Annotated in this window: 19 protein-coding genes; 10 read left to right on the top strand and 9 right to left on the bottom strand. The window is 74.7% G+C overall.

Annotation, left to right across the window (positions count from 1 at the left end; all coding sequences use genetic code 11):
- Positions 1-13: 13 nt before the first annotated feature.
- The 3 genes from ACE4Q9_RS28015 to ACE4Q9_RS28005 all read right to left on the bottom strand — a co-directional run bounded on the left by ACE4Q9_RS28015 (position 14) and on the right by ACE4Q9_RS28005 (position 3,266).
- On the bottom strand, positions 14-892 hold the full coding sequence (locus ACE4Q9_RS28015) for a hypothetical protein (RefSeq protein WP_397986994.1): 879 nt from the start codon (positions 890-892) through the stop codon (positions 14-16).
- Positions 893-958: 66 nt separating this feature from the next.
- Positions 959-2,470 (bottom strand): hypothetical protein, encoded by a 1,512-nt coding sequence (locus tag ACE4Q9_RS28010; protein WP_397986993.1) that lies wholly within the window; start codon positions 2,468-2,470, stop codon positions 959-961.
- Between the two features lie 94 nt (positions 2,471-2,564).
- Complete coding sequence (locus ACE4Q9_RS28005) at positions 2,565-3,266, bottom strand: GntR family transcriptional regulator (protein WP_397986992.1); 702 nt, start codon at positions 3,264-3,266, stop codon at positions 2,565-2,567.
- A 126-nt stretch (positions 3,267-3,392) separates the two neighbouring features.
- On the opposite strand from ACE4Q9_RS28005, the gene ACE4Q9_RS28000 reads away from it, so the two are divergent.
- From ACE4Q9_RS28000 to ACE4Q9_RS27980, 5 genes are all read left to right on the top strand, one after another.
- A complete protein-coding gene (locus ACE4Q9_RS28000; RefSeq protein WP_397986991.1) occupies positions 3,393-4,697 on the top strand; it encodes an MFS transporter in 1,305 nt (434 codons plus the stop codon).
- Positions 4,694-5,533, top strand: a complete 840-nt coding sequence (locus ACE4Q9_RS27995) for a putative hydro-lyase (RefSeq protein ID WP_397986990.1) — start codon at positions 4,694-4,696, stop codon at positions 5,531-5,533. The genes ACE4Q9_RS28000 and ACE4Q9_RS27995 overlap by 4 nt, the downstream gene beginning before the upstream one ends.
- A gap of 65 nt (positions 5,534-5,598) precedes the next feature.
- Positions 5,599-6,357, top strand: a complete 759-nt coding sequence (locus ACE4Q9_RS27990) for a LamB/YcsF family protein (protein WP_397986989.1) — start codon at positions 5,599-5,601, stop codon at positions 6,355-6,357.
- Positions 6,354-6,989, top strand: a complete 636-nt coding sequence (locus ACE4Q9_RS27985) for an allophanate hydrolase subunit 1 (RefSeq protein WP_397986988.1) — start codon at positions 6,354-6,356, stop codon at positions 6,987-6,989. Before ACE4Q9_RS27990 ends, ACE4Q9_RS27985 begins: the two co-directional genes overlap by 4 nt.
- Complete coding sequence (locus tag ACE4Q9_RS27980) at positions 6,986-7,855, top strand: biotin-dependent carboxyltransferase family protein (protein ID WP_397986986.1); 870 nt, start codon at positions 6,986-6,988, stop codon at positions 7,853-7,855. Before ACE4Q9_RS27985 ends, ACE4Q9_RS27980 begins: the two co-directional genes overlap by 4 nt.
- Positions 7,856-7,969: 114 nt before the next feature.
- On the opposite strand, the gene ACE4Q9_RS27975 is transcribed toward ACE4Q9_RS27980, so the two are convergent.
- The 5 genes from ACE4Q9_RS27975 to ACE4Q9_RS27955 all read right to left on the bottom strand — a co-directional run bounded on the left by ACE4Q9_RS27975 (position 7,970) and on the right by ACE4Q9_RS27955 (position 13,784).
- Complete coding sequence (locus tag ACE4Q9_RS27975) at positions 7,970-8,899, bottom strand: SGNH/GDSL hydrolase family protein (protein ID WP_397986985.1); 930 nt, start codon at positions 8,897-8,899, stop codon at positions 7,970-7,972.
- Positions 8,896-10,122: a glycosyltransferase gene (locus ACE4Q9_RS27970; protein ID WP_397986984.1), complete on the bottom strand. Its 1,227-nt coding sequence runs from the start codon at positions 10,120-10,122 to the stop codon at positions 8,896-8,898. Before ACE4Q9_RS27970 ends, ACE4Q9_RS27975 begins: the two co-directional genes overlap by 4 nt.
- 104 nt (positions 10,123-10,226) lie before the next feature.
- The gene (locus ACE4Q9_RS27965) at positions 10,227-11,393 is read right to left on the bottom strand and encodes a glycosyltransferase family 4 protein (protein WP_397986983.1); all 1,167 of its coding nucleotides are present in this window, start codon (positions 11,391-11,393) and stop codon (positions 10,227-10,229) included.
- A 279-nt stretch (positions 11,394-11,672) separates the two neighbouring features.
- A complete protein-coding gene (locus ACE4Q9_RS27960) occupies positions 11,673-13,091 on the bottom strand; it encodes a HEAT repeat domain-containing protein (protein WP_397986982.1) in 1,419 nt (472 codons plus the stop codon).
- A 300-nt stretch (positions 13,092-13,391) separates the two neighbouring features.
- A complete protein-coding gene (locus ACE4Q9_RS27955; RefSeq protein ID WP_397986981.1) occupies positions 13,392-13,784 on the bottom strand; it encodes an ankyrin repeat domain-containing protein in 393 nt (130 codons plus the stop codon).
- Positions 13,785-14,048: 264 nt separating this feature from the next.
- On the opposite strand from ACE4Q9_RS27955, the gene ACE4Q9_RS27950 reads away from it, so the two are divergent.
- Positions 14,049-14,243 (top strand): hypothetical protein, encoded by a 195-nt coding sequence (locus tag ACE4Q9_RS27950; RefSeq protein ID WP_285560985.1) that lies wholly within the window; start codon positions 14,049-14,051, stop codon positions 14,241-14,243.
- Positions 14,244-14,292: 49 nt separating this feature from the next.
- Positions 14,293-15,897: a hypothetical protein gene (locus tag ACE4Q9_RS27945; RefSeq protein ID WP_397986980.1), complete on the top strand. Its 1,605-nt coding sequence runs from the start codon at positions 14,293-14,295 to the stop codon at positions 15,895-15,897.
- A 261-nt stretch (positions 15,898-16,158) separates the two neighbouring features.
- Here ACE4Q9_RS27945 and ACE4Q9_RS27940 read toward each other — a convergent pair whose 3' ends face one another.
- On the bottom strand, positions 16,159-17,670 hold the full coding sequence (locus ACE4Q9_RS27940; RefSeq protein WP_397986979.1) for a PLP-dependent aminotransferase family protein: 1,512 nt from the start codon (positions 17,668-17,670) through the stop codon (positions 16,159-16,161).
- Between the two features lie 131 nt (positions 17,671-17,801).
- On the opposite strand from ACE4Q9_RS27940, the gene ACE4Q9_RS27935 reads away from it, so the two are divergent.
- The 3 genes from ACE4Q9_RS27935 to ACE4Q9_RS27925 are packed head-to-tail and all read left to right on the top strand — an operon-like array spanning position 17,802 to position 20,615.
- Positions 17,802-18,425 (top strand): YitT family protein, encoded by a 624-nt coding sequence (locus ACE4Q9_RS27935; RefSeq protein WP_397986978.1) that lies wholly within the window; start codon positions 17,802-17,804, stop codon positions 18,423-18,425.
- Positions 18,422-19,189 carry a glycerophosphodiester phosphodiesterase gene (locus ACE4Q9_RS27930; RefSeq protein WP_397986977.1) on the top strand — a complete coding sequence of 256 codons (768 nt, stop codon included), beginning with the start codon at positions 18,422-18,424 and terminating at the stop codon, positions 19,187-19,189. The genes ACE4Q9_RS27935 and ACE4Q9_RS27930 overlap by 4 nt, the downstream gene beginning before the upstream one ends.
- 55 nt (positions 19,190-19,244) lie before the next feature.
- Positions 19,245-20,615 carry an MFS transporter gene (locus ACE4Q9_RS27925; RefSeq protein ID WP_397986976.1) on the top strand — a complete coding sequence of 457 codons (1,371 nt, stop codon included), beginning with the start codon at positions 19,245-19,247 and terminating at the stop codon, positions 20,613-20,615.
- Positions 20,616-20,717: the final 102 nt, after the last annotated feature.

The raw sequence follows: 20,717 nt of genomic DNA, 5'->3' as shown, positions 1-20,717 counted from the left end.
GGCGCGGGGTGGGTCAGGAGTGGAAAGGGAGGCCCGCGTCGGCCACCAGGTCCAGGTCGTCGGTGTCCTCGGCGGGCAGCAGGCTGGCGGTGCCGTCGGTCACCGGGACCACGCCCAGCTCGATCAGTTCGGCCATGGCGGCGGTGCCGGCCAGGTCGCGGACCTGGAGCTGGTAGCGGGCGGTGGTGCGGTAGGTGCCGCCGCCCTCGTCGCCGGTGCGCTGGAGGAAGCCGGAGTCGGTGAGGAAGGCTAGGGCCTTGGCGACGATGCCGGTGGTGGAGGAGGCGGGCCGGCGGGCGTCCTTGGTGGCGCCGGTGGCGCTGCGTCTGGCCCAGATCCGCCAGGCGGCCTCCAGGCCGGGCGCGTCGGTGGCCGGGTCGGTGTTCTCGCCCTGTTCCTCGGCGCGCTCCTCCAGGCGGCGGCAGGCCTGGCGGACGAACGCGTCGACGCCGTTGACCGTGACCCGGCCGATGTAACCGTCGTCGGCGAGGTCCTCGGGACGCGGGAAGGCGAGGGCGGCGACGGCGAGATGGGCCAGGCCGTGCAGGAAGCGGTCGCCGGAGTCGGCGGTGGTGCGGCGCGCGTAGTCGCCCATGCGGACGGCGAACACCGAGTCCTCGGCGGCGGTCACGGCCATGCCGGCGCGCGGGGACACCTCCAGGACGACGAGTCCGAGGCCGGTGGCGACGGCGTCGGCGAGCCGGGCGAACGCCGGGTCCTCGCGGTAGCGGCGCAGCAGTTCGGTGTAGTCCTGGTCGCGGGCGGGCTGGAGCTTGGGCTGGAGCCCGTAGGCGACGAGCCGCGCCGCGTCGGCGGCGTCTGCGGGGGTGACGGCGGCGGTGGCCGGCGGGGCCGGGGCCTCGGTGTCACTCCACTCGACGTGCTCGCTCACGGCTTTGACTCCTTGTCGCTCTCTGTCTTGCTCATGCTGCGTGCGGACACTCACCGCGGCCCGCTCTCATGCCGCTCGGTCCGCCGCCATGCCGGCCGCGTCCAGCAGCGCCATGCCGACGATCAGATCGGCGCCGCCGAACTCCGGGTCGTCCAGCTCGGTGCCGTCGTCCACGGCGAACAGCAGCTTCTCCTCGCCCTGCCGGTAGGCGGTGCCGACGGCGGGGCTGGCCGCGTGCACCGCGAGCAGGGCGACCAGGTACGCCAGATCGGGGTCGCCGGTGCGCCGGGCCTCGGCGAGCAGCCCGGAGAGCCTGCGCGGGGCGTCGGCGGGCAGGTCGAGCAGCTCCATGGCGGCGGCCAGCTGCTCCTCGCTGAACCGGCTGTCGTCCGGCGTCGCGATCAGGTCCGGCTCGGGCATCTCCGCGCCCAGGTGCTCGCGCTCCACGGGCGGGGTCAGCAGGATGTCCACGAGGTCGGCGACCCGCACCGAGACGGGGGTGCGGGGGCCGGTGCCGCGGGCGAAGAAGGCGTCGGTGACCCGGCTGGCCCGCTCGACGGGGAGGGTCAGCACCGGGGCGACCAGATGGCCGTACAGGTCTATCCCGGCGGTGCTCGCGGGCGCGGCGAAGGCCTGCCGGTCCTGTTCGGCGCGGAACAGCGGGCCCGCCTCCAGCAGCCGGGACTGGAGCTGGGTGTGCCGGCGGATGCAGTCCTTGACGATGTCGACCAGCTCGGCGGCGCGCCGCTTGTGCTCGGGCTCCTCGGTCTCGTCGCGGGCCTTGCGGATGTTGGTGAGGATCGCGTTCTCGTGGCGGTACCGGTCGGCCACGTGGTCCAGGGCCTCGGCGATCATGTCGGGCACGGCGTTGAGCCAGTCGACCGCGCGGACGTTGCGCCGGGTGGCCTCCAGGGCGCGGCGCAGGGTCTCGGAGTACTGCACCGTGCGGTAGCGGGCCTGCTCGGCGGCGAGCTGGGCGTCGGCGAGCCGGCCCCGGTTGATCAGCACCTCCAGCTTGACCTCGGCGGCGATCTGGGCGCTGGTCACGTCGGTGTCGAGGGCTCCGACCAGGACGTTGACCGCCTCGTCGGTGGTGCGCAGGTACACCGTGCCGCCGGGGCCCGGAACCTCTTCGATCAGCTTGAAGTCGTAGTCGCGGCGGACATACGTGCCGTCCGCCGTGAAGGTGCCGTAGACGGCGCGGAAGCCGCGGTCCACGCTGCCGACGTTGATCAGGTTCTCCAGGACCCAGCGGGCCACCCGTTCGTGCTCGGCGGTGGGGCGGTGCGGGGCCTGGGCGGCGATGCGGGGGATCAGCCGGGCGACGATCTGTTCGTGGTCGGCGCCGGTGTCGAAGTCCATGTTCAGTGTGACGAGGTCGATGGCGGCGAGGGCCACCTCGGCCATTCCGTAGACCGAGTACTCGCCCGCGAGGCTGCCCTTGCGGGCGTCCAGGTCATGCAGCGGCGCGGTGCACGCGAGCGCGCGCAGCCGGCGGGCGAGGCCCTCGTCGGCCGCGGGTCCCTGCGCGGGACGCTGCGCGGTGCTGAGCTGCGGCTTGGCGGGGTCGGAAGTCACGGTGCACAGAGTAGGTCCTTGGTCTGACATCTACCCAAACGGGAAGCCGCGGGAGTACGGATCGTCGCTTTTCGACTGCCGGTCCGTCGTGTCCTTACGGGGCGCTGTCCTCGCCGACTCTGCGGCGGTACGCCTCCACCACCCGCTCCAGCGAATCCGCCAGGTAGGTCTCCAGCAACACCTCCGCCGTGCCCCGCTCCCCCGCCTCCAGCGCGCCCAGGATCTCCCTGTTGCGCGTCAGGTACGGCTCGTGCAGCCGGCGCGGCTCGTCCACCAGGTGGAAGGCCAGGCGGAGTTCGGCGAAGACGCTGCGCATCAGCTCGTCCGTGCGGGCGCTGCGGGCGAGGGCGACCAGTTCCTGGTGGAAGTGGATGTTGGCCGTACCCACCGTTTTCCAGTCGTCCTCGGCGGCCGCCGCCTCGCCCTGGGCGACCGCGCCGGACAGCCCGCGCAGGGGGTGCGGCGGCTCGCCGAGGCCGCGGACGACGGCGCACTCGACGAGGGCGCGGGTGCGGTAGATGTCCTCGACGTCCTCGACGGTCAGGACCCGTACGAACACGCCCCGGTTGAGCTCGTGGACCAGCAGGCGTTCGTGCGTGAGCAGCCGGAACGCCTCGCGCAGGGTGTTGCGGGAGACGCCGAGCGCCCCGCCGATGCTGTCCTCGGACAGCCGGGTGCCGGGCGGGAAGTACCCGTCCGCGACACGGCTGCGGAGGATGTCCGAAACCCGCTCCGCCGTGCTCGTACGGCCCAGGAGGGCGCGGTCGTCGGCCAGTCCCGCCAGCTGCTCTGCCATGCCCGGAATTCAACCGCAGCCGGCGGGACGAAACAACATGGGTATTGAGGGATCGTTGAACAATCCTCTACGGTGCTCGGCACGGCTCACTCCACCGCACCCTCCGTCCCCTTCTGCGAGGTGCCCATGAGCACGACCCCTCCTCCCTCCGCCACCGCCGCCGCGCCCGAACACACCGCCCAGGACGGCGCGTTCGGCTGGCTGCGCGACCTCGGCCCGCACGGGCGGCGCGCGTTCGCCGGGGCTTTCGGCGGATATGCCCTGGATTCCTACGACTACTTCACGCTGCCGCTGAGCATGGTGGCGCTCTCTGCGTATTTCGGCCTGGACAGCGGCCAGACCGGTCTGTTCACCACCGTCACGCTGGTGGTCTCGGCGGTCGGCGGCGCCCTGGCGGGCGTGTTCGCCGACCGGGTGGGCCGGGTCCGGGCGCTGGTGATCACGGTGCTCACCTACGCGGTCTTCACCGTGGCCTGCGGTTTCGCGCCGGACTTCGAGACGCTGCTGGCCTTCCGGGCGCTCCAGGGCCTCGGCTTCGGCGGCGAGTGGGCGGTCGGCGCGATCCTGGTGGCCGAGTACGCCTCCGCCCGCCACCGGGGCCGTACCCTCGGCGCGGTCCAGAGCTCCTGGGCGGTCGGCTGGGCGCTGGCCGCCGTCGTCTACACGCTGGTCTTCTCCCTCGCGGGCGACGACCTGGCCTGGCGGGTGATGTTCTGGACCGGCGCGCTGCCCGCGCTGCTCGTGCTGTGGCTGCGCCGCCGGGTGCACGACGCGCCGGTGGCCCTCGCCACCCGCGAACAGGACCCACGCCGGGGCTCGTTCACCGCGATCTTCCGGCCGGGCCGCGTCGGCGCCCCCGGTCTGCTGCGCACCACGCTGCTGGCCAGCCTGCTGTCCACGGGCGTGCAGGGCGGCTATTACACGCTGGCCACCTGGGTGCCGACGTACCTGAAGTCCGACCGGGGTCTGTCGGTCGTCGGCACCGGCGGCTACCTCGCCTTCCTCGTCTCCGGCGCGTTCCTCGGCTATCTGACCGGCGGCCACCTCACCGACCGGCTCGGCCGGCGCGCGACCATCTGGCTGTTCGCGCTGCTGTCGGCGGTGTGCGTGCTGGCGTACGCGCACATCCCGCAGGGGGCGAACACGGTGCTCCTGGTCCTCGGCTTCCCGCTCGGGTTCTGCATGTCGGCCATCTTCAGCGGCTTCGGCTCCTATCTCAGCGAGCTGTATCCGACGGCGGTGCGCGGTACCGGACAGGGCTTCACCTACAACACGGGCCGCGCGGTGGGCGCGGTCTTCCCCACGCTGGTCGGCTTCCTGGCCGAGGGCTGGGGCGTCGGCGGCGCGCTGGTCTTCGGCGCGGTCGGCTACGGCATCGCGGCACTGGCGCTGCTCGGGCTGCCCGAGACGCGCGGGAAGGAACTGGCATGACAGGGTCGCGGCGCGCCGAGGACCGTCCCGTCACCACGCTCGACGAGCGGGCGCCCGGCTGGAGCCCGCGGACCGCGCGGGCCCGGTTCCGCGCGGGGCTGGCCGGTCCCACGGCCGGGGTCGCGGCCGGGCACACCCAGGCCAACCTGATCGCGGTGCCCGCCGACTGGGCCTACGACATGCTGCTGTTCTGCCAGCGCAACCCGAGGCCCTGTCCGGTGCTCGACGTCACCGACGCCGGCTCCACGACGACGGTGCTCGCCGAGGGCGCCGATCTGCGCACCGACCTGCCGCGCTACCGGGTGTGGCGGGACGGCGAGCTGGTCGCGGAGCCGACCGACGCGCGGCCGTACTGGCGCGGGGACCTGGTGGCGTTCCTGCTCGGCTGCAGTTTCACCTTCGAATGGGCGCTGAGCCGGGCGGGCGTGCCGATCCGCCATGTCGAACAGGGCCGCAATGTGCCGATGTACGTCACCGGGCGCCCGTGCCGCCCGGCGGGCCGGCTGAGCGGTCCGATGGTGGTGTCCATGCGCCCGGTTCCGCCCGAGCGGGTGGGGGCGGCGATCCGGGAGAGCAGTCTGCTGCCGGCCGTGCACGGCGGGCCCGTGCACTGCGGGGACCCGGCCGGGCTCGGCATCGCGGACCTCGACCGGCCGGACTTCGGCGACCCGGTGGCCCTCCAGGACGGCGACATCCCGGTGTTTTGGGCGTGCGGGGTGACCCCGCAGGCGGCGGTGATGGCCTCCCGGCCGCCGTTCGCCATCACCCACGCGCCCGGCCAGATGTTCCTGACGGACGCCCGCGACGAGCAGTACCGGCTGGTCCGCGTGGACTGACACGCCGTACGGACACCGAACCGGCAAGCCCACGACCCGACGAACCGGGAGAGACGGGAGAGACCATGACCGCGATCGATCTGAACGCCGACCTCGGCGAGGGCTTCGGCCGCTGGCGGCTCACCGAGGACGAACAGCTGCTGTCCGTCGTCACCAGCGCCAACGTGGCCTGCGGCTTCCACGCCGGGGACGCGGCCACCATGCGCCGGGTGTGCGAACTGGCCGCCGCCCGCGGGGTGACGATCGGCGCGCAGGTCTCCTACCGGGACCTCGCCGGGTTCGGGCGGCGCGCGATGGACGTGCCCGCCGCGGAACTGTCGGCCGAAGTGGCCTACCAGATCGGCGCCTTGGAGGTGTTCGCGCGTGCCGCCGGGGCGCGGGTGGCGTACGTCAAACCGCACGGCGCGCTCTACAACCGGGTCGTGCACGACGAGGAGCAGGCGGCCGCGGTGATCGACGGGGTACTCCTCGCCCACCCCGCGCTGCCGGTCCTCGGCCTGCCCGGCTCCCGGCTGCTGGAGCTCGCGGGCAAGGCGGGCCTGCCGGCCGTGCCGGAGGCGTTCGCGGACCGGGCGTACACCGACGCGGGCACGCTGGTGCCGCGCGGCCAAGAGGGCGCGGTGGTGAGCGATCCGGAGGCGGTCGTACGGCGCTCGGTCGGGCTCGCCCGCTCCGGCGTGGTCACCGCGCACTCCGGCGCGCGCGTCCGGGTGCGCGCCCGCTCGCTGTGCCTGCACGGCGATACACCCGGCGCGGTGGAGCTGGCCCGGCAGGTGCGGGCGCGGCTTCTCGCGGCCGGCGTGCGGGTGGAGGCCTTCGCATGAGGGCGCTGCCGGTCGGCGCGGACGCGCTGCTCATCGAGGTGGGCTCGGCGGAGGAGGCGGGGGCCCTGCACGCGGCGCTGCTGCGGCGCCGCGCGCAGGGCACGCTGACCGTCCGCGAGATCGTGCCGGCCGCGCGCACGGTCCTGCTGGACGGCCTGCCCGACCCGACCCGCTGGGCAGCGGAACTGGAGGCGCTGGAAGGGGAGTTGCCCGAGCCCCCGGCGCGCTCCCTGGTCGAGGTCCCGGTGCGCTACGACGGCCCCGATCTCTCCGTCGTCGCCGCGCATTGGCGGGTGTCCGAGCAGGAGGTGGCCCGTATCCACGCGGGCACCGAATTCACCGTGGCGTTCTGCGGGTTCGCGCCCGGCTTCGGCTATCTCACCGGGCTCCCGGCCCGCTACGCCGTCCCGCGCCGGGCCACCCCGCGCACGGCGGTCCCGCCCGGCGCGGTCGCGCTCGCCGGGCCGTACACCGGCGTGTACCCGCGCACCTCGCCGGGCGGCTGGCAGCTGATCGGCGCCACGGACGCGGTGCTGTGGGACCACACCCGTGAACCGGCCGCGCTGCTGTCGCCGGGCACGCGGGTGCGGTTCGTGCCGGTGGAGGGCACCGCGCCGGTGGAGGTGCCATGACCGACCGCGCGCTCGTCGTCGTACGCCCCGGCCTCCTGACCACCGTGCAGGACCTCGGGCGGCGCGGATACGCCCACCTCGGGGTGCCCCGCTCCGGGGCGCTGGACCCGCCCGCCGCGGCGCTCGTCAACCGGCTGGCCGGGAATCCGCCGGACGCGGCGGTGCTGGAGACGACGCTCGACGGGTGTGCGCTGCGCCCCCGTTCGACGGTGACCGTGGCGGTCGGCGGGGCACCCTGCCCGGTGGCGGTCGGCGGCCGTCCCGCGGCGTGGGGCGCGCCCGTGGTGGTGCCCGCCGGTGAACTCCTGGAGGTGGGCGCGGTGACGGCGGGCGTGCGCGGCTACGTCGCCGTGGGCGGTGGCATCGCCGTCGAGCCGGTGCTCGGCAGCCGCGCCACGGACCTGCTGTCCGGCCTCGGCCCGGCGCCGCTCGCCGAGGGCACGGTGCTGCCGCTGGGCCGCCCGGCCGGGCCGCCCGCGCGCGTGGACACCGCCCCGCAGCCGGGCCCGCCGGCCGAACTCGTGCTCCGGGTGACGCCGGGCCCGCGCGCGGACTGGTTCACGGCACGCGGCCGGTACGACCTGACCGCGCGCGCCTACCGGGTGTCCCCGGCGAGCAACCGCATCGGCCTGCGCACCGAGGGCCCCGCGCTGGAACGCGTCCGCGCGGGCGAACTGCCCAGCGAGGGCATGGTGCTGGGCGCCGTACAGGTCCCGCCGGACGGCCGCCCGGTGGTCTTCCTGGCCGACCATCCCACGACCGGCGGCTACCCGGTGATCGCCGTCGTCCACCCCGCCGACCTCCCCGCCGCCGCCCAGTCCCCTCCGGGCACCCCGGTCCGTTTCGTACCGGTACGACGACGCTGACGCACCGGCGGGACGAGGGCGGGTCCTCCCCGGAGAGCGGCAGGCCCGGCCAGCGCGCGGGGGTACCGGTCACCGAGCCGGACGGCGCCCGACCCCCGGCTGCCGGGACCGGGGTCAGCCGATACCGACCCCCAGGTCGAGCGGTCCGGGCGTGGGCAGCGCGGCACACGGCGGGAGGCCGGTCAGGGCGGCTGCCCCGGCCGGTGCCGGGGCCGGGCGCCGCTGCGGAAGCGCGGCCAGGGCGGCGGCGACCGCGGCGGACGCGGTCGCGTCGAGCTCGGCGCCGGTGCCATGGGCGCAGTGACGCAGTTCCTCGGCGGCCAGGGACAGGAGCTGGGGCAGCAGGTCCCGGCAGCGGCGGGCGACCCACGCGGTGCCCGCGGTGGCCAGCCACAGCAGGCTCGCCGCACGGGTGGGCGCCGGGAACTCCGGTTCGGGACAGGGGGGTTGGCCGGTGGCGTGGCCGGCTTCGGCGAGCAGGGCGTGGAAGCGGACGGCCAGCCGGCGGTGGCCGCGTTCACCGGGGTGCAGCCGGTCCGCGCTCCACAGGGCCCGGTCGGCGATCCAGCCGCCGTCGCACGCGTGCAGATGGACCGCCCCGTACCGGTCGGACAGGGCGTGCACCACCGCGTTGACCGCCCGCTGGCGGCGGGCCAGCGGTGCGGCCAGGGCGCTCGGCAGGCCGAGCATCGCGCCGGGGTCGGGCAGGCATGCGGTGAGCAGGGTGGCGCCCTCGCGGGTGCAGGCCGCGTAGATCTGGTCGAGGCGGGCGGCCACCGCGTGGATGTCGAAGGTGTGGCGCAGGGTGTCGTTGACGCCGACGACCACCGCCGCCAGGTCGGGGCGCAGCGCGAGGGCGGCCGGGGTCTGCCGCTCCAGCACGTCACGGGTCTGCGCGCCGCTGACCGCGAGGTTGGTGAACCGCGTGCCCGCGCCGAGCGAGGGTGCGAGCAGCGCGGCCCAGCCCCGCGGGCCGTCCTCGGTGAAGTCGCCCACGCCCGCGGTCAGCGAGTCCCCGAGGGCGACGAACCGGACGGCTCTCATGCCACGCCCCCCGGGACGCCCCGCCGGGTGCCGCCCCGGCCGTCCGGGCGGTACGGCCGGTCCGGACGGTCCGGGACGCGGTCCAGCACCTCCGCGTCGTGGGCGGCGAGGAACGCCTCCACCGCCGCGCCCCAGCCGAAGCACTCGGCCCGCGCGCGTGCCGCCTCCCGGCGCTCGGCCTCGGGCCGGTCCAGCAGCAGTTCGACGGCGTCGGCGAACGCCTCCCCGTGGTCGGCCGCGCTCGCCCCTGCGGACCCGATGACCTCGGGCAGCGCGGAGGAGGAGCTGGCCACCACGGGCGTGCCGCAGGCCATCGCCTCCAGGGCGGCGAGCCCGAAGGTCTCGGCGGGTCCGGGGGCGAGCGCGAGATCGGCACCGGCCTGGAGCGCGCCGAGTGCGGCCCGGTCGGAGACGTGCCCGAGGAAGGTCACCGGCAGCCCCCGTTCGCGGGCGCGCTGCTCCAGGCGGCCCCGCAGCGGCCCGTCCCCCGCGACCACCAGCACCACGCGCCGTCCGCGCCGCAGCAGCGCCTCCAGGGTGTCGAGGGCGGTGCCGGGACGCTTCTCCACGGACAGCCGGGAGCACATCACCAGCAGCGCCTCTCCCTCTCGCGCGTGCCGGGCGCGGGCGCCGGGGTCGCGCAGCGCGGGATGCCGGGCCATCAGGTCGACGCCGAGGGGGGCGCGTACGACGTTGCGCGCGCCGATGCGGACGAACTCGCGCTCGGCGTACTCGGTGGTGCACACCACGCGCGAATAGACGTGCGCGGTACGGGTGTTGAGGGCGTCCGCGGCCCGCCGGGACAGGTGCTCGGGCAGGCCCCAGGTGCGCAGCACGCCGTCGGCGGTCTCGTGGGAGACCATCACGGCGGGCACCCGCGCGCGGCGCGCCCAGCGGCCGGTCCAGCGCAGGGTGGTCCGGTCGGAGACCTCCAGCCGGTCGGGGGCGAGATGCTCCAGGAGGGCGGTGAGGCGGCGCTTGTCGGTCAGCACGCGGTAGCCGCCGGTGCCGGGGAGCAGCGGTCCGGGCAGGGTGATCACGCGGCCCTGCTCGGTGTCGGTGTCGGTGTGCCGGGCACCGGGCACGATCAGCACCGGCTCGTGGCCCGCCGCCAGGAAGCCCTTGCCCAGCTCGCGCAGGGCGGTGCGCAGACCACCGGAGGCGGGCGCGACGAAGTTGGCGAGCCGGACGATACGCAGCGGTCGGGCGGTCGCACCAGTCATACCGGTCGCCCCAGTCACACGGTTCGCCCCGGCCACGCCACTCGCCCCGGTCACACCGTTGGCACCGGTCGCGCCACTCGCCCCTGTGGTACCGGTCGTGCCGCTCATGCCGCCACCGCCGTCCGGCGCCCGGCGAGCACGTCCTCGTAGTGTCCGATCAGCCGGTCGCCGACGGCGGCCCAGGTGCGGTCCTCGACCAGGGCGCGGGCGGCGGCGCCGAACGCGGCGCGGCGCTCGGGGTCGCCGGCCAGGGAGCGCACGGCGTCCCGGACGGCCTCCGCGTCGCGCGGCGGCACCAGCAGTCCGGTACGGCCGTGGTCGACCAGGTCCAGCGGCCCGCCGACGGCCGGCGCGACGACGGGAACGCCGCTGGCCATGGCCTCCTGCACGGTCTGGCAGAAGGTCTCGAACGGGCCGGTGTGCGCGAACACGTCCAGCGAGGCGAAGATCCGCGCCAGGTCGTCGCCGGTACGGCGGCCCAGGAAGGCGGCGCCGGGCAGCGCCTCGGCCAGGTGGGCGTGGCTGGGCCCGTCGCCGACGACGACGAGCCGGACACCGTCCAACGCGCAGACGCCGGCGAGCAGTTCGACGTGCTTCTCGGGGGCGAGCCGACCGACGTAGCCGACGATCAGCTCACCGTCCGGGGCGAGTTCCCGGCGCAGCTCCTCGTCCCGGCGGTCCGGCCGAAAACGTACGGTGTCCACCCCCCGCGGCCACAGCCGCACCCGCGGCACGCCGTGCGTCTCCAGATCGCCCAGGGCGGCGCTGGAGGGGGCGAGGGTGCGGTCGGCGGCGCCGTGCACGGAGCGGATCCGGCGCCAGGCGGCGGCCTCTCCGGCGCCCATGTACGTGCGGGCGTACCCGGCGAGGTCGGTCTGGTAGACGGCCACGGCGGGCAGGCCGAGCCGGGCGGCCGCCGCCATCCCGCGGGCGCCGAGGACGAAGGGACTGGCGAGGTGCACCACATCGGGCCGGTGCGTGACGAGGGCCGCGGCCAGGCGCCGGCTGGGGAGGGCGACGCGGACCTGGGGGTAGCCGGGGAGCGGGAGGGAGGGGATCCGGACGACCGGACAGGGGGCGTCCGTGTCCGGTCTGGTGCCGGTGGGGGCACCTCCCTGTTCGAGCGAAGCCGAGAACAAGGGGGAGGGGGCGGGGGCGACGACGAGTGGCTGGTGACCGCGGTCTGCGAGGTGCCGGGCGGTCTGGAGCGCGCAGTGGGCCACGCCGTTCACATCGGGGGGAAAGGATTCGGTCACGATGACGACACGCATACGGGTGTTGTCGCCGCGCCGGACGTGGCCGCGTCAACGTCGATCTTTCCGCACGGGGAACGTCCCATGAGCGTTGCGCTCCGCGCCCGGGCGGCGGCCATGGGGCGCTGGTCCGGGGGTCACCCGGTGTTCATCCAGGGCCTTCGGCGTTCAGACCGGCACCGGCCGCGCCGGTCGCGCGCCGGCGTGCGCCGCGCATGCGGGCCCGTCGTGACGTACAGCGGCTCGTGGGGGTACGACCGCTCGTGGCGTCGTACGCGGGCCGCCCCGGCACCCTCGTCAGCCCGCCGTCATGTCCGGTCCGAAGCGGCTGCGGACCGCCGTCTGGACCTCGTCCTCCTCGGCCGGGTCGGCGGCGAGGCGGCGGAGGCGTTCGACGACCCGGTTGTCACCGGTCTCGGCGTGGCGGGCGGCGAGTTCGCGGGTGGTCTCCTCGCAGTCCCAGAGGCATTCGACGGCGAAGCCGGTGGCGAAGGAGGGGTCGGTGGCGGCGAGGGCGCGGGCGGCGCGGCCGCGCAGGTGGGAGGAGGCGGTCTCCCGGTAGACGTGGCGCAGCACCGGGGCCGCGCAGGCGATGCCGAGGCGGCCGGCGCCGTCGACCAGAGTCCACAGCGTGGGCGCGTCGGGGCCCTCGCCGCGTACGGCCTCGCGTAGGGCGCCGAGCACGAGCGGGCTGTCCTGGGCCCCGCCGCGGCAGGCGAGGACACGGCCGGCGGCGGCGCCGAGCACGTCGGGGCGCTGCGCCCAGCGGCGCGCGCGGTCCACGGCCGCGATACTGCGCATCCGTTCGAAGACGTCGACGGCGGCCTCCACGACGATCGCGGTGCCGTCGGCGACCGCGGCCTCAAGGAGGTCGAGCGCCTCGGGATCGTTGCTGTCGGCGAGATAGCGCAGGGCGGTGCAGCGGGCCCCGTCGGTGCCGGCGCGGGCGGCCAGCAGGATCTCCGGCCGGTCCTCGGGTCCGGCCACGGCGACCAGACAGCGGGCGGCGGGCACATGGCGGGCGGTGCCCCGGTCGAGGCCCTGCTGGGCCCATTCGAAGACGGCGCGCACGCTCCAGCCGGGGCGGGGCCCGGCCGGCCGCATCTGCCGCTGCCAGCGGTCGAAACATCCGGTCTCGTGGGCGGCCCGCACCCGGCCGCCGATGCCGTCGCGCGGGTCCTCGGCCCACAGCCGCCAGGGCCGGGGTTCGAAGGCGTCGCGCACGGTGGCGGCCAGCTCGGCGTCGCCCTCGGGGTCGGCGGGGAAACGGGCGAGCACCGGGGCGGCGAGGGCGCGCAGTCCCGCGTCGTCGTCACGCAGGGCCAGTTCGTCCAGCGCCCAGGCCCAGTTGGCGCCCTGGGCCGCGTACCGGCGCAGCAGATCGAGGGCGTCCCGGCGGCCGTAGGAGGCGAGGTGGCCGAGGACCGCGAGGGCCAGCCCGGTGCGGGACTCGTCCGTGTCGAGGTGGTCCTCGGGGTCGAAGAGGTGCGCCTCGACGGCGTCCAGTTCGCCGTTCAGGTCGAGAAAGAGGCGGGCGTAGTAAAGGGAGCGGTTCTCCACCTGCCAGTCGTGGCGGGGATCGCGCAGCACACAGTCGTTCAGGGCCGCGAGCGCTTCCGCGCGGGGGGCGGTGAGCGCGTGCAGCGTGCCGTCGCCGCGGCCCCGCTGGAGCAGGCCGAGCAGCGTACCGCTGGGCGCTATGACCGGATCGAACATGGGAAACAGCCTCACATCAAGCGTCGACGCAACCGGGGAACACGCATTACCTGGCCGCGTGACACAACGTCGGAGCGCCCGCCGTCTCTTGCTTGCTGCAACCCATTTCTCTCTGCCTCTCGTCGGTGGCCCATGCGGACCGCATCACGGCCCGCGCGGTGCGGCAACACCTGCCCAGCCATCGCGACCGTGAATCACGTCGTCATGATGACCCGCGGTGTGTGCTGCCGCGACCGTATTTCCGGCGGCCCTGTACCGCCTCCCCCGTTTTCCGTGTCTTAGCTGGTCAGAAGCCCTGCGTCAGCTGGTGCCGAACAGTTCGAGGACGTCGGTCCGCTCGAACATCCGGGCGGTGTCGATGGCCGAGGGCGTGCCCTCGGCGGGGTCGGCGCCGCCCTCCAGGAGAGCCTTGACGACCTCCGTCTCCCCCTTGAAGACCGCGCCCGCGAGGGGGGTCTGACCCCGGTCGTTGACGCGGTTCGCCTCGGCGCCGCGGGCGAGCAGCGCGCGCACCGTGTCGGCGTGGCCGTGGTACGCGGCGAGCATCACCAGGGAGTCCCCGCGGTCGTTGGTGAGGTTGGCCGGAACGCCCGCGTCGACGTACGCCACGAGTGCCTCGGTCTGCCCCTGCCGGGCCAGATCGAAGATCTTGGTCGCCAGCTCCACGACCTCGGGGTCGGGGGCTTCGCTCATCGGCCGGACCGCCTCTCATTACAACCGTTCAGGTGAACCGCAAGGGTACTGGCTCGTGCCTCACATGACCCGTTGTGCCCGACGTAAAGATCGCTACGGGCGGCCTCGGACGCAAGTGCCCTGCTCGTGGGCACCGTACCGGCTCCACCGCTCGGGCGAATAGTCACGGTATCCACCCGCTTGCACTCTTTGTCGTATAGGCACATTCTGTGATCCTGGAAGCACTGATGGTGACTGTCCCCCTCGACACCAGGAGGCACCCCAATGATCCTCTCCATGTCAGGCGTCGTCCTGCTCGGCACCGTCATGTTCCTCTACTTCCGCAAGGACGGCCTCAAGGGCTCGCACGCCTGCGTCTCGACCCTGTTCGGGTTCTACCTGTCGAGCACGGCCATCGCGCCGAGCATCAAGGCGGGCGGGGAGAGCCTGGCCAGCCTCCTGGGCGGCATCAAGTTCTGACACCGGTCCCGCACGACGCCCCGCCCGTACGCACCACCAGGAGACAGCAGTGGCCCGGCGCCCCCTCCCCCGCATTCTGAGCAAGGACGGCGCGCAGCTCGCCCGGACGCAGCTGGCCAGGAGCCGGGAGCTGGCCCGGACGGCGGCCGACAGCGCCACCGACGTGCTGCATCCGCTGATCACCCTCTCGCGCGGGCTGCGCCTGCTCGCCGCGGCGGGGCGGCAGAGATGGGCCGCCACCCCCAAGGACCGGCGCGGGCCCCTGCTGTTCCTGGTGGCCTGCGTGGTCCTGGCCGTGGCGCTGGCACCCTACGGGCCGCTGCTCGCCGTCATCACCGTGATGGCGGCGGCGGCCTGGCTGGGCCGCGACCGCACCCCGCCCGCGCCCGAGGGGGGCCCCGACGAGTCCCAGACCGAGCGGCTGCGGGCGCTGTACGAGGCGCTGGTGCCGTACTTCTCCGTCCCCGAGGACCCCGCGCCGCTGTACGCGCCCGGCGGTGAGTGGGACACGGCCTTCTCCGCGCACGAGTTCGACGGCGCGGGGCGGGTCGGGCAGCTGGTGCTGCGTTACCCCGCGTATTTCCCGGACGGCGAGCCCGAGGCCCGCGCCCGGATCGAGCGGGTGCTCAGCGCGAAGGCGGGCCGCGGGCGGGAGTACCGCTTCGGGTGGGACGAGGAGGGCAATCAGCTCACCGTGACCGCCCTGCCGCCGCTGCCCGCCGACATCGTGGCCCAGCGGTTCGTGACCGCGCCCGGCGAGAGCGTGCTCGGCTTCACCGACCCCGGCGAGGTGCAGCGCACCCTCCCCCTCTCCTTCGGGGATTACGGAGACTCGTACGAGGAAGCGCGCGACGTCCCGCCGGTCGTCTGGCGCACCGGCACCCGCTCCACCGAGCCGCACCTGCTGGCGGTCGGCCAGCCCGGCAGCGGCACGTCCACCCTGCTGCGCTCCCTCGCCCTCCAGGCGCTCCAGTACGGCGATGTCCTCATCGTGGACGGCGGGGGCACCGGCGAGTACGCGTGCCTGACCGGCCGGGACGGGGTGCTGGCCGTGGAGTGCGCGCTGCCGGGGGCGCTGACCAGCCTGGAGTGGGCCGCGCGGGAGACCGAGCGGCGGCTCGTCGCGATCAACCTCGCCCGGCAGGCGGGCGACCCGCCGCCCGGCGACACCCGGCGCCCCCTGTGGCTCCTCCTCGACCGGCCGAGCGTCTTCGCGCACCTCGCCGGGGTGGACGGCCGCGAGGATCCGCAGACCCTGCTCCAGGTGCCGCTGCGGCACGGGCGGGCGGCGAACGTGACCGTCGTGGTCGCCGAGCAGTACGACGGCCTCGACGCGCTGAGCGAGGCGGTATGGCAGCACACGCGGGCCCGCGTCGCCCTCGGGCCCGCGTCGGTGACGCAACTGGAGGCGGTGCTGGGGGCCGCGCCGCGCACGACGCCGCCGGCGCAGGTGCCGCCGGGGCGGGGGTACGCCCGGCTGGGCCACGGCCCGGTGCACCGGCTCCAGGTGCCGCGGACGCCGGACCCGTACGACGACGCGACGAGCGAAGGGGACCGGCGGGCGGTGCTGGACCTCCTCCCCCCTCGCCAGGAACCGGCCCGCCGGTCCGACCTGATCGACCTGACGAAACCGGAACCGGTACCGGCCGAGTAGACGACCGACCGCTTCTCCGAGCGCGGGCACGACGTGGCCGGGCGCGCAGTTCCCCGCGCCCCTGGGGAACCGCCGTCCCGTCGCCCGCATCGCACCGCCCGCGCGAGCGAAGCCGGGCAGGCGGACGCACACTCGGGGATCACCCGCACCGGAATCGTGGCCGCGGCCCCGATTCCACAGCGCCCCGCAAGGGGGGCGGGGAACTGCGCGACCAGCCCCCGCCGGCCCGCAGCCAGAGAACCCCCGGCCCCCGCCCCCGCGTCACGCCACGAACGTCCGCGGTGATTCCGCCGCCGCCCCCGTCCCCCCGGTCTCCACCAGCCGCGCCGCCGCGGCCAGTCGTACCGCCGCCTCCTCCGCCACCGCTCCGCCCACGGTGAACGGCAGCCGGACGTAGCCCTCGAACGCACCGTCCACGCCGAAGCGCGGGCCGGAGGGGACGCGGACGCCCGTGCGTTCGCCCATCTCCGCGAGGCGGGAGCCGGAGAGGCCGCCCGCGCGGACCCAGAGGGTCAGGCCGCCCCGCGGGACGGAGAACTCCCACTCCGGCAGCTCACGGCGGAGCGCCGCGACGAGCGCGTCCCGGTTCTCCCCCGCCTGCGCCCGCCGCAGCGCCACCGCTTGCTCCCAACCCCCGGTGCTGAACAGCCAGTTGACGGCAAGCTGCTCCAGCACCGGCGTCCCCAGATCCGCGTACGCCCGCGCCGCGACCAGACTGCGCACGATGTCCGGCGCCGCCCGCACCCACCCGATCCGCATCCCGGCCCAGAACGCCTTGCTGGCCGAGCCCACCGTGATCACCGTGGAGCCCGCGGGGTCGAACGCGCACACCCGGCGCGGCATCCGCTCCTGCGCCAGCTCGTCATCCAGCCACAGCTCGCTCATCGTCTCGTCGGCGACGAGCACCGTGCCGGCCGCGCGCGCCGCGTCCACCAGGCGGCGCCGCTGGTCCTCGTCGGCCAGCGCCCCGGTGGGATTGTGGAAGTCGGCGACCACATAGGCGAGTCGCGGCGCCGCCTCCCGCAGGACCTGGCGCCAGCGGTCCATGTCCCAGCCCGCGAGCCCCTCGGCCATCGCGACCGGCACCAGCCGGGCGCCCGCCTCCCGCATCAGCTGGAGGATGTTGGCGTAGGAGGGGGACTCCACGGCGATGCGCTCGCCGCGGCCCGCGAAGAGATGGCAGATCGCGTCGATGGCGCCCATCGCGCCGGTCGTCACCATGATCTGCTCCGGCATGGTGGGGATCCCGCGCGCGGTGTAGCGCTCGGCGATCATCGCGCGCAGGGCGGGCAGCCCGGCCGGATAGTCGCCGTGCGTGTGCGCGTACGGCGGCAGTTCCTCCAGCGCGCCCTGCACCGCGCGGGTCAGCCAGGGCTCGGGCGCGGGCAGGGAGGCGCAGCCCAGGTCGATCATCGAGCCGAGGGCCTCCGGGGGCAGCGGCTCCAGGCCGCGCGCGGGCACCGGATTCCCGGCCGGCACCGCGGTCCAACTCCCCGCGCCGCGCCGGGATTCCAGGAACCCCTCGCCGCGCAGCGCCTCGTAGGCGGCCGCGACGGTGGTGCGGCTCACCGAGAGGGAGAGGGCGAGTTCGCGTTCGGCGGGCAGCCGGGCGGCGACCGGGACGCGCCCCTCAAGGACCAGCAGCCGGATGCCGTCGGCCAGCGCCCGGTAGGCGGGCGGACGGCGGCTGCCGGGTCCGGCGGGGCGTTCCTGCTGGGAGGTGAGCAGCCGGGCGAGCTGTGCGGCTCCCACCGCCGAGGTCCACTGTGCCATGAGATCAGTCCACCTTCCCCGGATTGGCCATGGATGGAGCTTCCTTCCACGCCACAGAGTGTCATGCGTCAGGCCACTCTCACTACCCAGGGGGGTATGTTGTGTCCACTCCCGGACATATAGGACGCCGATTGGTCCAGCTCTACGCCGGGCTCACGCTCTACGGCGTCAGTTCCGCGCTGCTCGTCGCCTCGGACCTCGGGCTGGAGCCCTGGGGGGTGCTGCACCAGGGGCTCGCGCGGCGGACCGGGCTGAGCATCGGCGAGGTGTCGATCGTCGTCGGCGCGGCGGTGCTGCTGCTGTGGATCCCGCTGCGGCTGCGCCCGGGCCTCGGCACCGTCTCCAACGTCTTCCTCATCGGCCTGGCCCTGGACGGGACGCTCGCGCTGCTGCCCCCGGCGCACTCGCTGCCCGTCCGCGTCCCGCTGATGCTCGCCGGGGTCCTGCTCAACGGCGCGGCGACCGGCCTGTACATCGCGGCGCGCTTCGGACCGGGCCCGCGCGACGGGCTGATGACGGGCCTGCACCAGCGCACCGGGCGCTCGATCCGGCTGATGCGCACGGTGATCGAGGTGACGGTGGTGGCCACCGGGTTCGTGCTGGGCGGCACCATCGGCGTGGGCACCGTGCTGTACGCCCTGTCCATCGGCCCGCTGGCCCAGTTCTTCCTGCGGGTGTTCGCCCTGCCGGCGGCACCGGGCGGCAGCACGATCGTTGCCGAAGGGACACCCCGGGGGGCGATACTGCGTCGGTGACCACCGCGATACGCCACCCCTACCTCGACCATCCGGGCCCCCTCGCCTTCGCCCATCGCGGCGGAGCCGCCGACGGGGTGGAGAACACCGTGGCACAGTTCCGCCGCGCCGTGGAACTGGGCTACCGGTACATCGAGACCGATGTGCACGCCACGGCGGACGGCCGGCTCGTGGCCTTCCACGACTCGACCCTGGACCGGGTGACCGACGGCGCCGGCCGCATCGCCGACCTGCCCTGGTCCGAGGTCCGGCGGGCGCGGGTGGGCGGCCGCGAACCGGTGCCGCTGTTCGAGGAGTTGCTGGAGACCTTCCCCGAGGTCCGCTGGAACGTCGACATCAAGGCGGAGCCGGCGCTGCGGCCCCTGCTGGAGCTGCTGGAGCGCGCGAACGCCTGGGACCGGGTCTGCGTGGGCTCGTTCTCCGAGGCGCGGGTGCTGCGCGCGCAGCGGCTGGCCGGGCCGCGCCTGGCCACCTCCTTCGGCACCCGCGGGGTGCTGGGCCTGCGGCTGCGCTCCTGGGGGCTGCCGGCCGCGCTGCGCCGCTCGGCGGTGGCGGCGCAGGTACCGGAGGCCCAGTCTGGCGTCCCGGTGGTCGACCACCGTTTCGTCCGCGCCGCCCACGCGCGCGGGCTGCACGTCCACGTCTGGACGATCAACGAACCGGAGCGCATGCACCGGCTGCTGGACCTGGGTGTGGATGGCATCATGACCGATCACATCGACACGTTGCGCAAGGTCATGGAGGAGCGCGGGGTCTGGGTCTGAGCCGACCGGGCACCGCCCGCCCTTGCCTTCGCAGGGGAGCGGAAGCGAGGGCACGATGGGGATCGACACCGTGCGCCCGGGGGCGGCGGACGAGACCGCCGACCTCCGGCGCCAGCAAAGAGGCTGGTACTTCTACGACTGGGCGTACTCCGTCTATTCGGCGAGCGTCCTGACCGTTTTCATCGGCCCCTACCTCACCTCGGTCGCCGAGCACGCGGCGGACTCCGGCGGCTATGTGCACCCGCTGGGCATACCGGTGCGTGCGGGGTCGTACTTCGCGTACGCGGTGTCCCTGTCGGTGATCCTGGCCGTGGTGGCGATGCCGCTGGTGGGCAGCGCGGCCGACCACACGGGCCGCAAGAAGCCGCTGCTCGCGGCGGCGGCGTACACCGGCGCGGCGGCGACCACGGGCATGTTCTTCCTGGACGGCGACCGGTATCTGCTGGGCGGGGTGCTGCTCGTCGTGGCCAATGCCTCGGCGGCCGTCGGCGGGATGCTCTACAACTCCTATCTGCCGCAGATCGCCCCGCCCGAGGAGCGCGACGCGGTCTCCTCCCGCGGCTGGGCGTTCGGCTACGGCGCGGGCGCCATGGTCCTCGTCGCCAACCTGGTGCTGTACTCGGCGCACGACTCCTTCGGCCTGAGCCAGGGTCAGGCGGTGCGCATCTGCCTGGCCTCGGCGGGCCTGTGGTGGGGCGCCTTCACCGTCGTACCGCTGCGGCTGCTGCGCGACCGGCGGGTGCGGGCGGCGGGGGCGCCGGACGCCCTGACCAAGGGGGTCCCGTCGACGGGGCCCCGGCAGCTCGCGGCGACGGTGCGGGACATGCGCCGGCATCCGCTGACGCTGTCCTTCCTGCTGGCGTACCTGATCTACAACGACGGCATCCAGACCGTCATCTCGCAGGCGTCCGTCTACGGCTCCCAGGAGCTGGGGCTCGGGCAGTCCACACTGATCGTGGCGGTGCTGCTGGTGCAGGTGCTGGCCGTGGCGGGGGCGCTGGCGATGGGGCGGCTCGCGCGCACGTACGGCGCCCAGCGCACCATCCTCGGCTCGCTGGTGGCCTGGACGGTCACGCTCGCCGCCGGGTACTTCCTGCCCGCGAAGGCCCCGGTGTTCTTCTTCCTGCTGGCCGCCGGCATCGGCATGGTCCTCGGCGGCAGCCAGGCGCTGTCCCGGTCGCTGTTCTCCCATCTGGTGCCGCCGGGCAAGGAGGCCGAGTACTTCTCGGCGTACGAGCTCAGCGACCGCGGGATGAGCTGGCTCGGCCCGATGCTGTTCGGCGTGACGTACCAGCTGACCGGCAGCTACCGCTCGGCGATCATCTCCCTGGTGGCCTTCTTCGTCATCGGGTTCGCGCTGCTCGCACGGGTTCCGGTGCGGCGTGCGATCGCCGCGGCGGGGAACCCGGTACCGGAGAAGATCTAGCGCCGATTTAGCGCTCGGCGCGAAAGGGCGGTAGTGTACGCGTTTGGCCTGCCAGGCGTACCGTTACTGCGCGTCAAAGATGCCGAAACGCTGGGTGACATC

It is taken from the genome of Streptomyces sp. AM6-12 (assembly GCF_044327085.1).
Taxonomy (GTDB): Bacteria; Actinomycetota; Actinomycetes; order Streptomycetales; family Streptomycetaceae; genus Streptomyces.
Note: the sequence above shows the minus strand (reverse complement) of the source record. Positions and strands in the feature narration are given on the sequence as shown.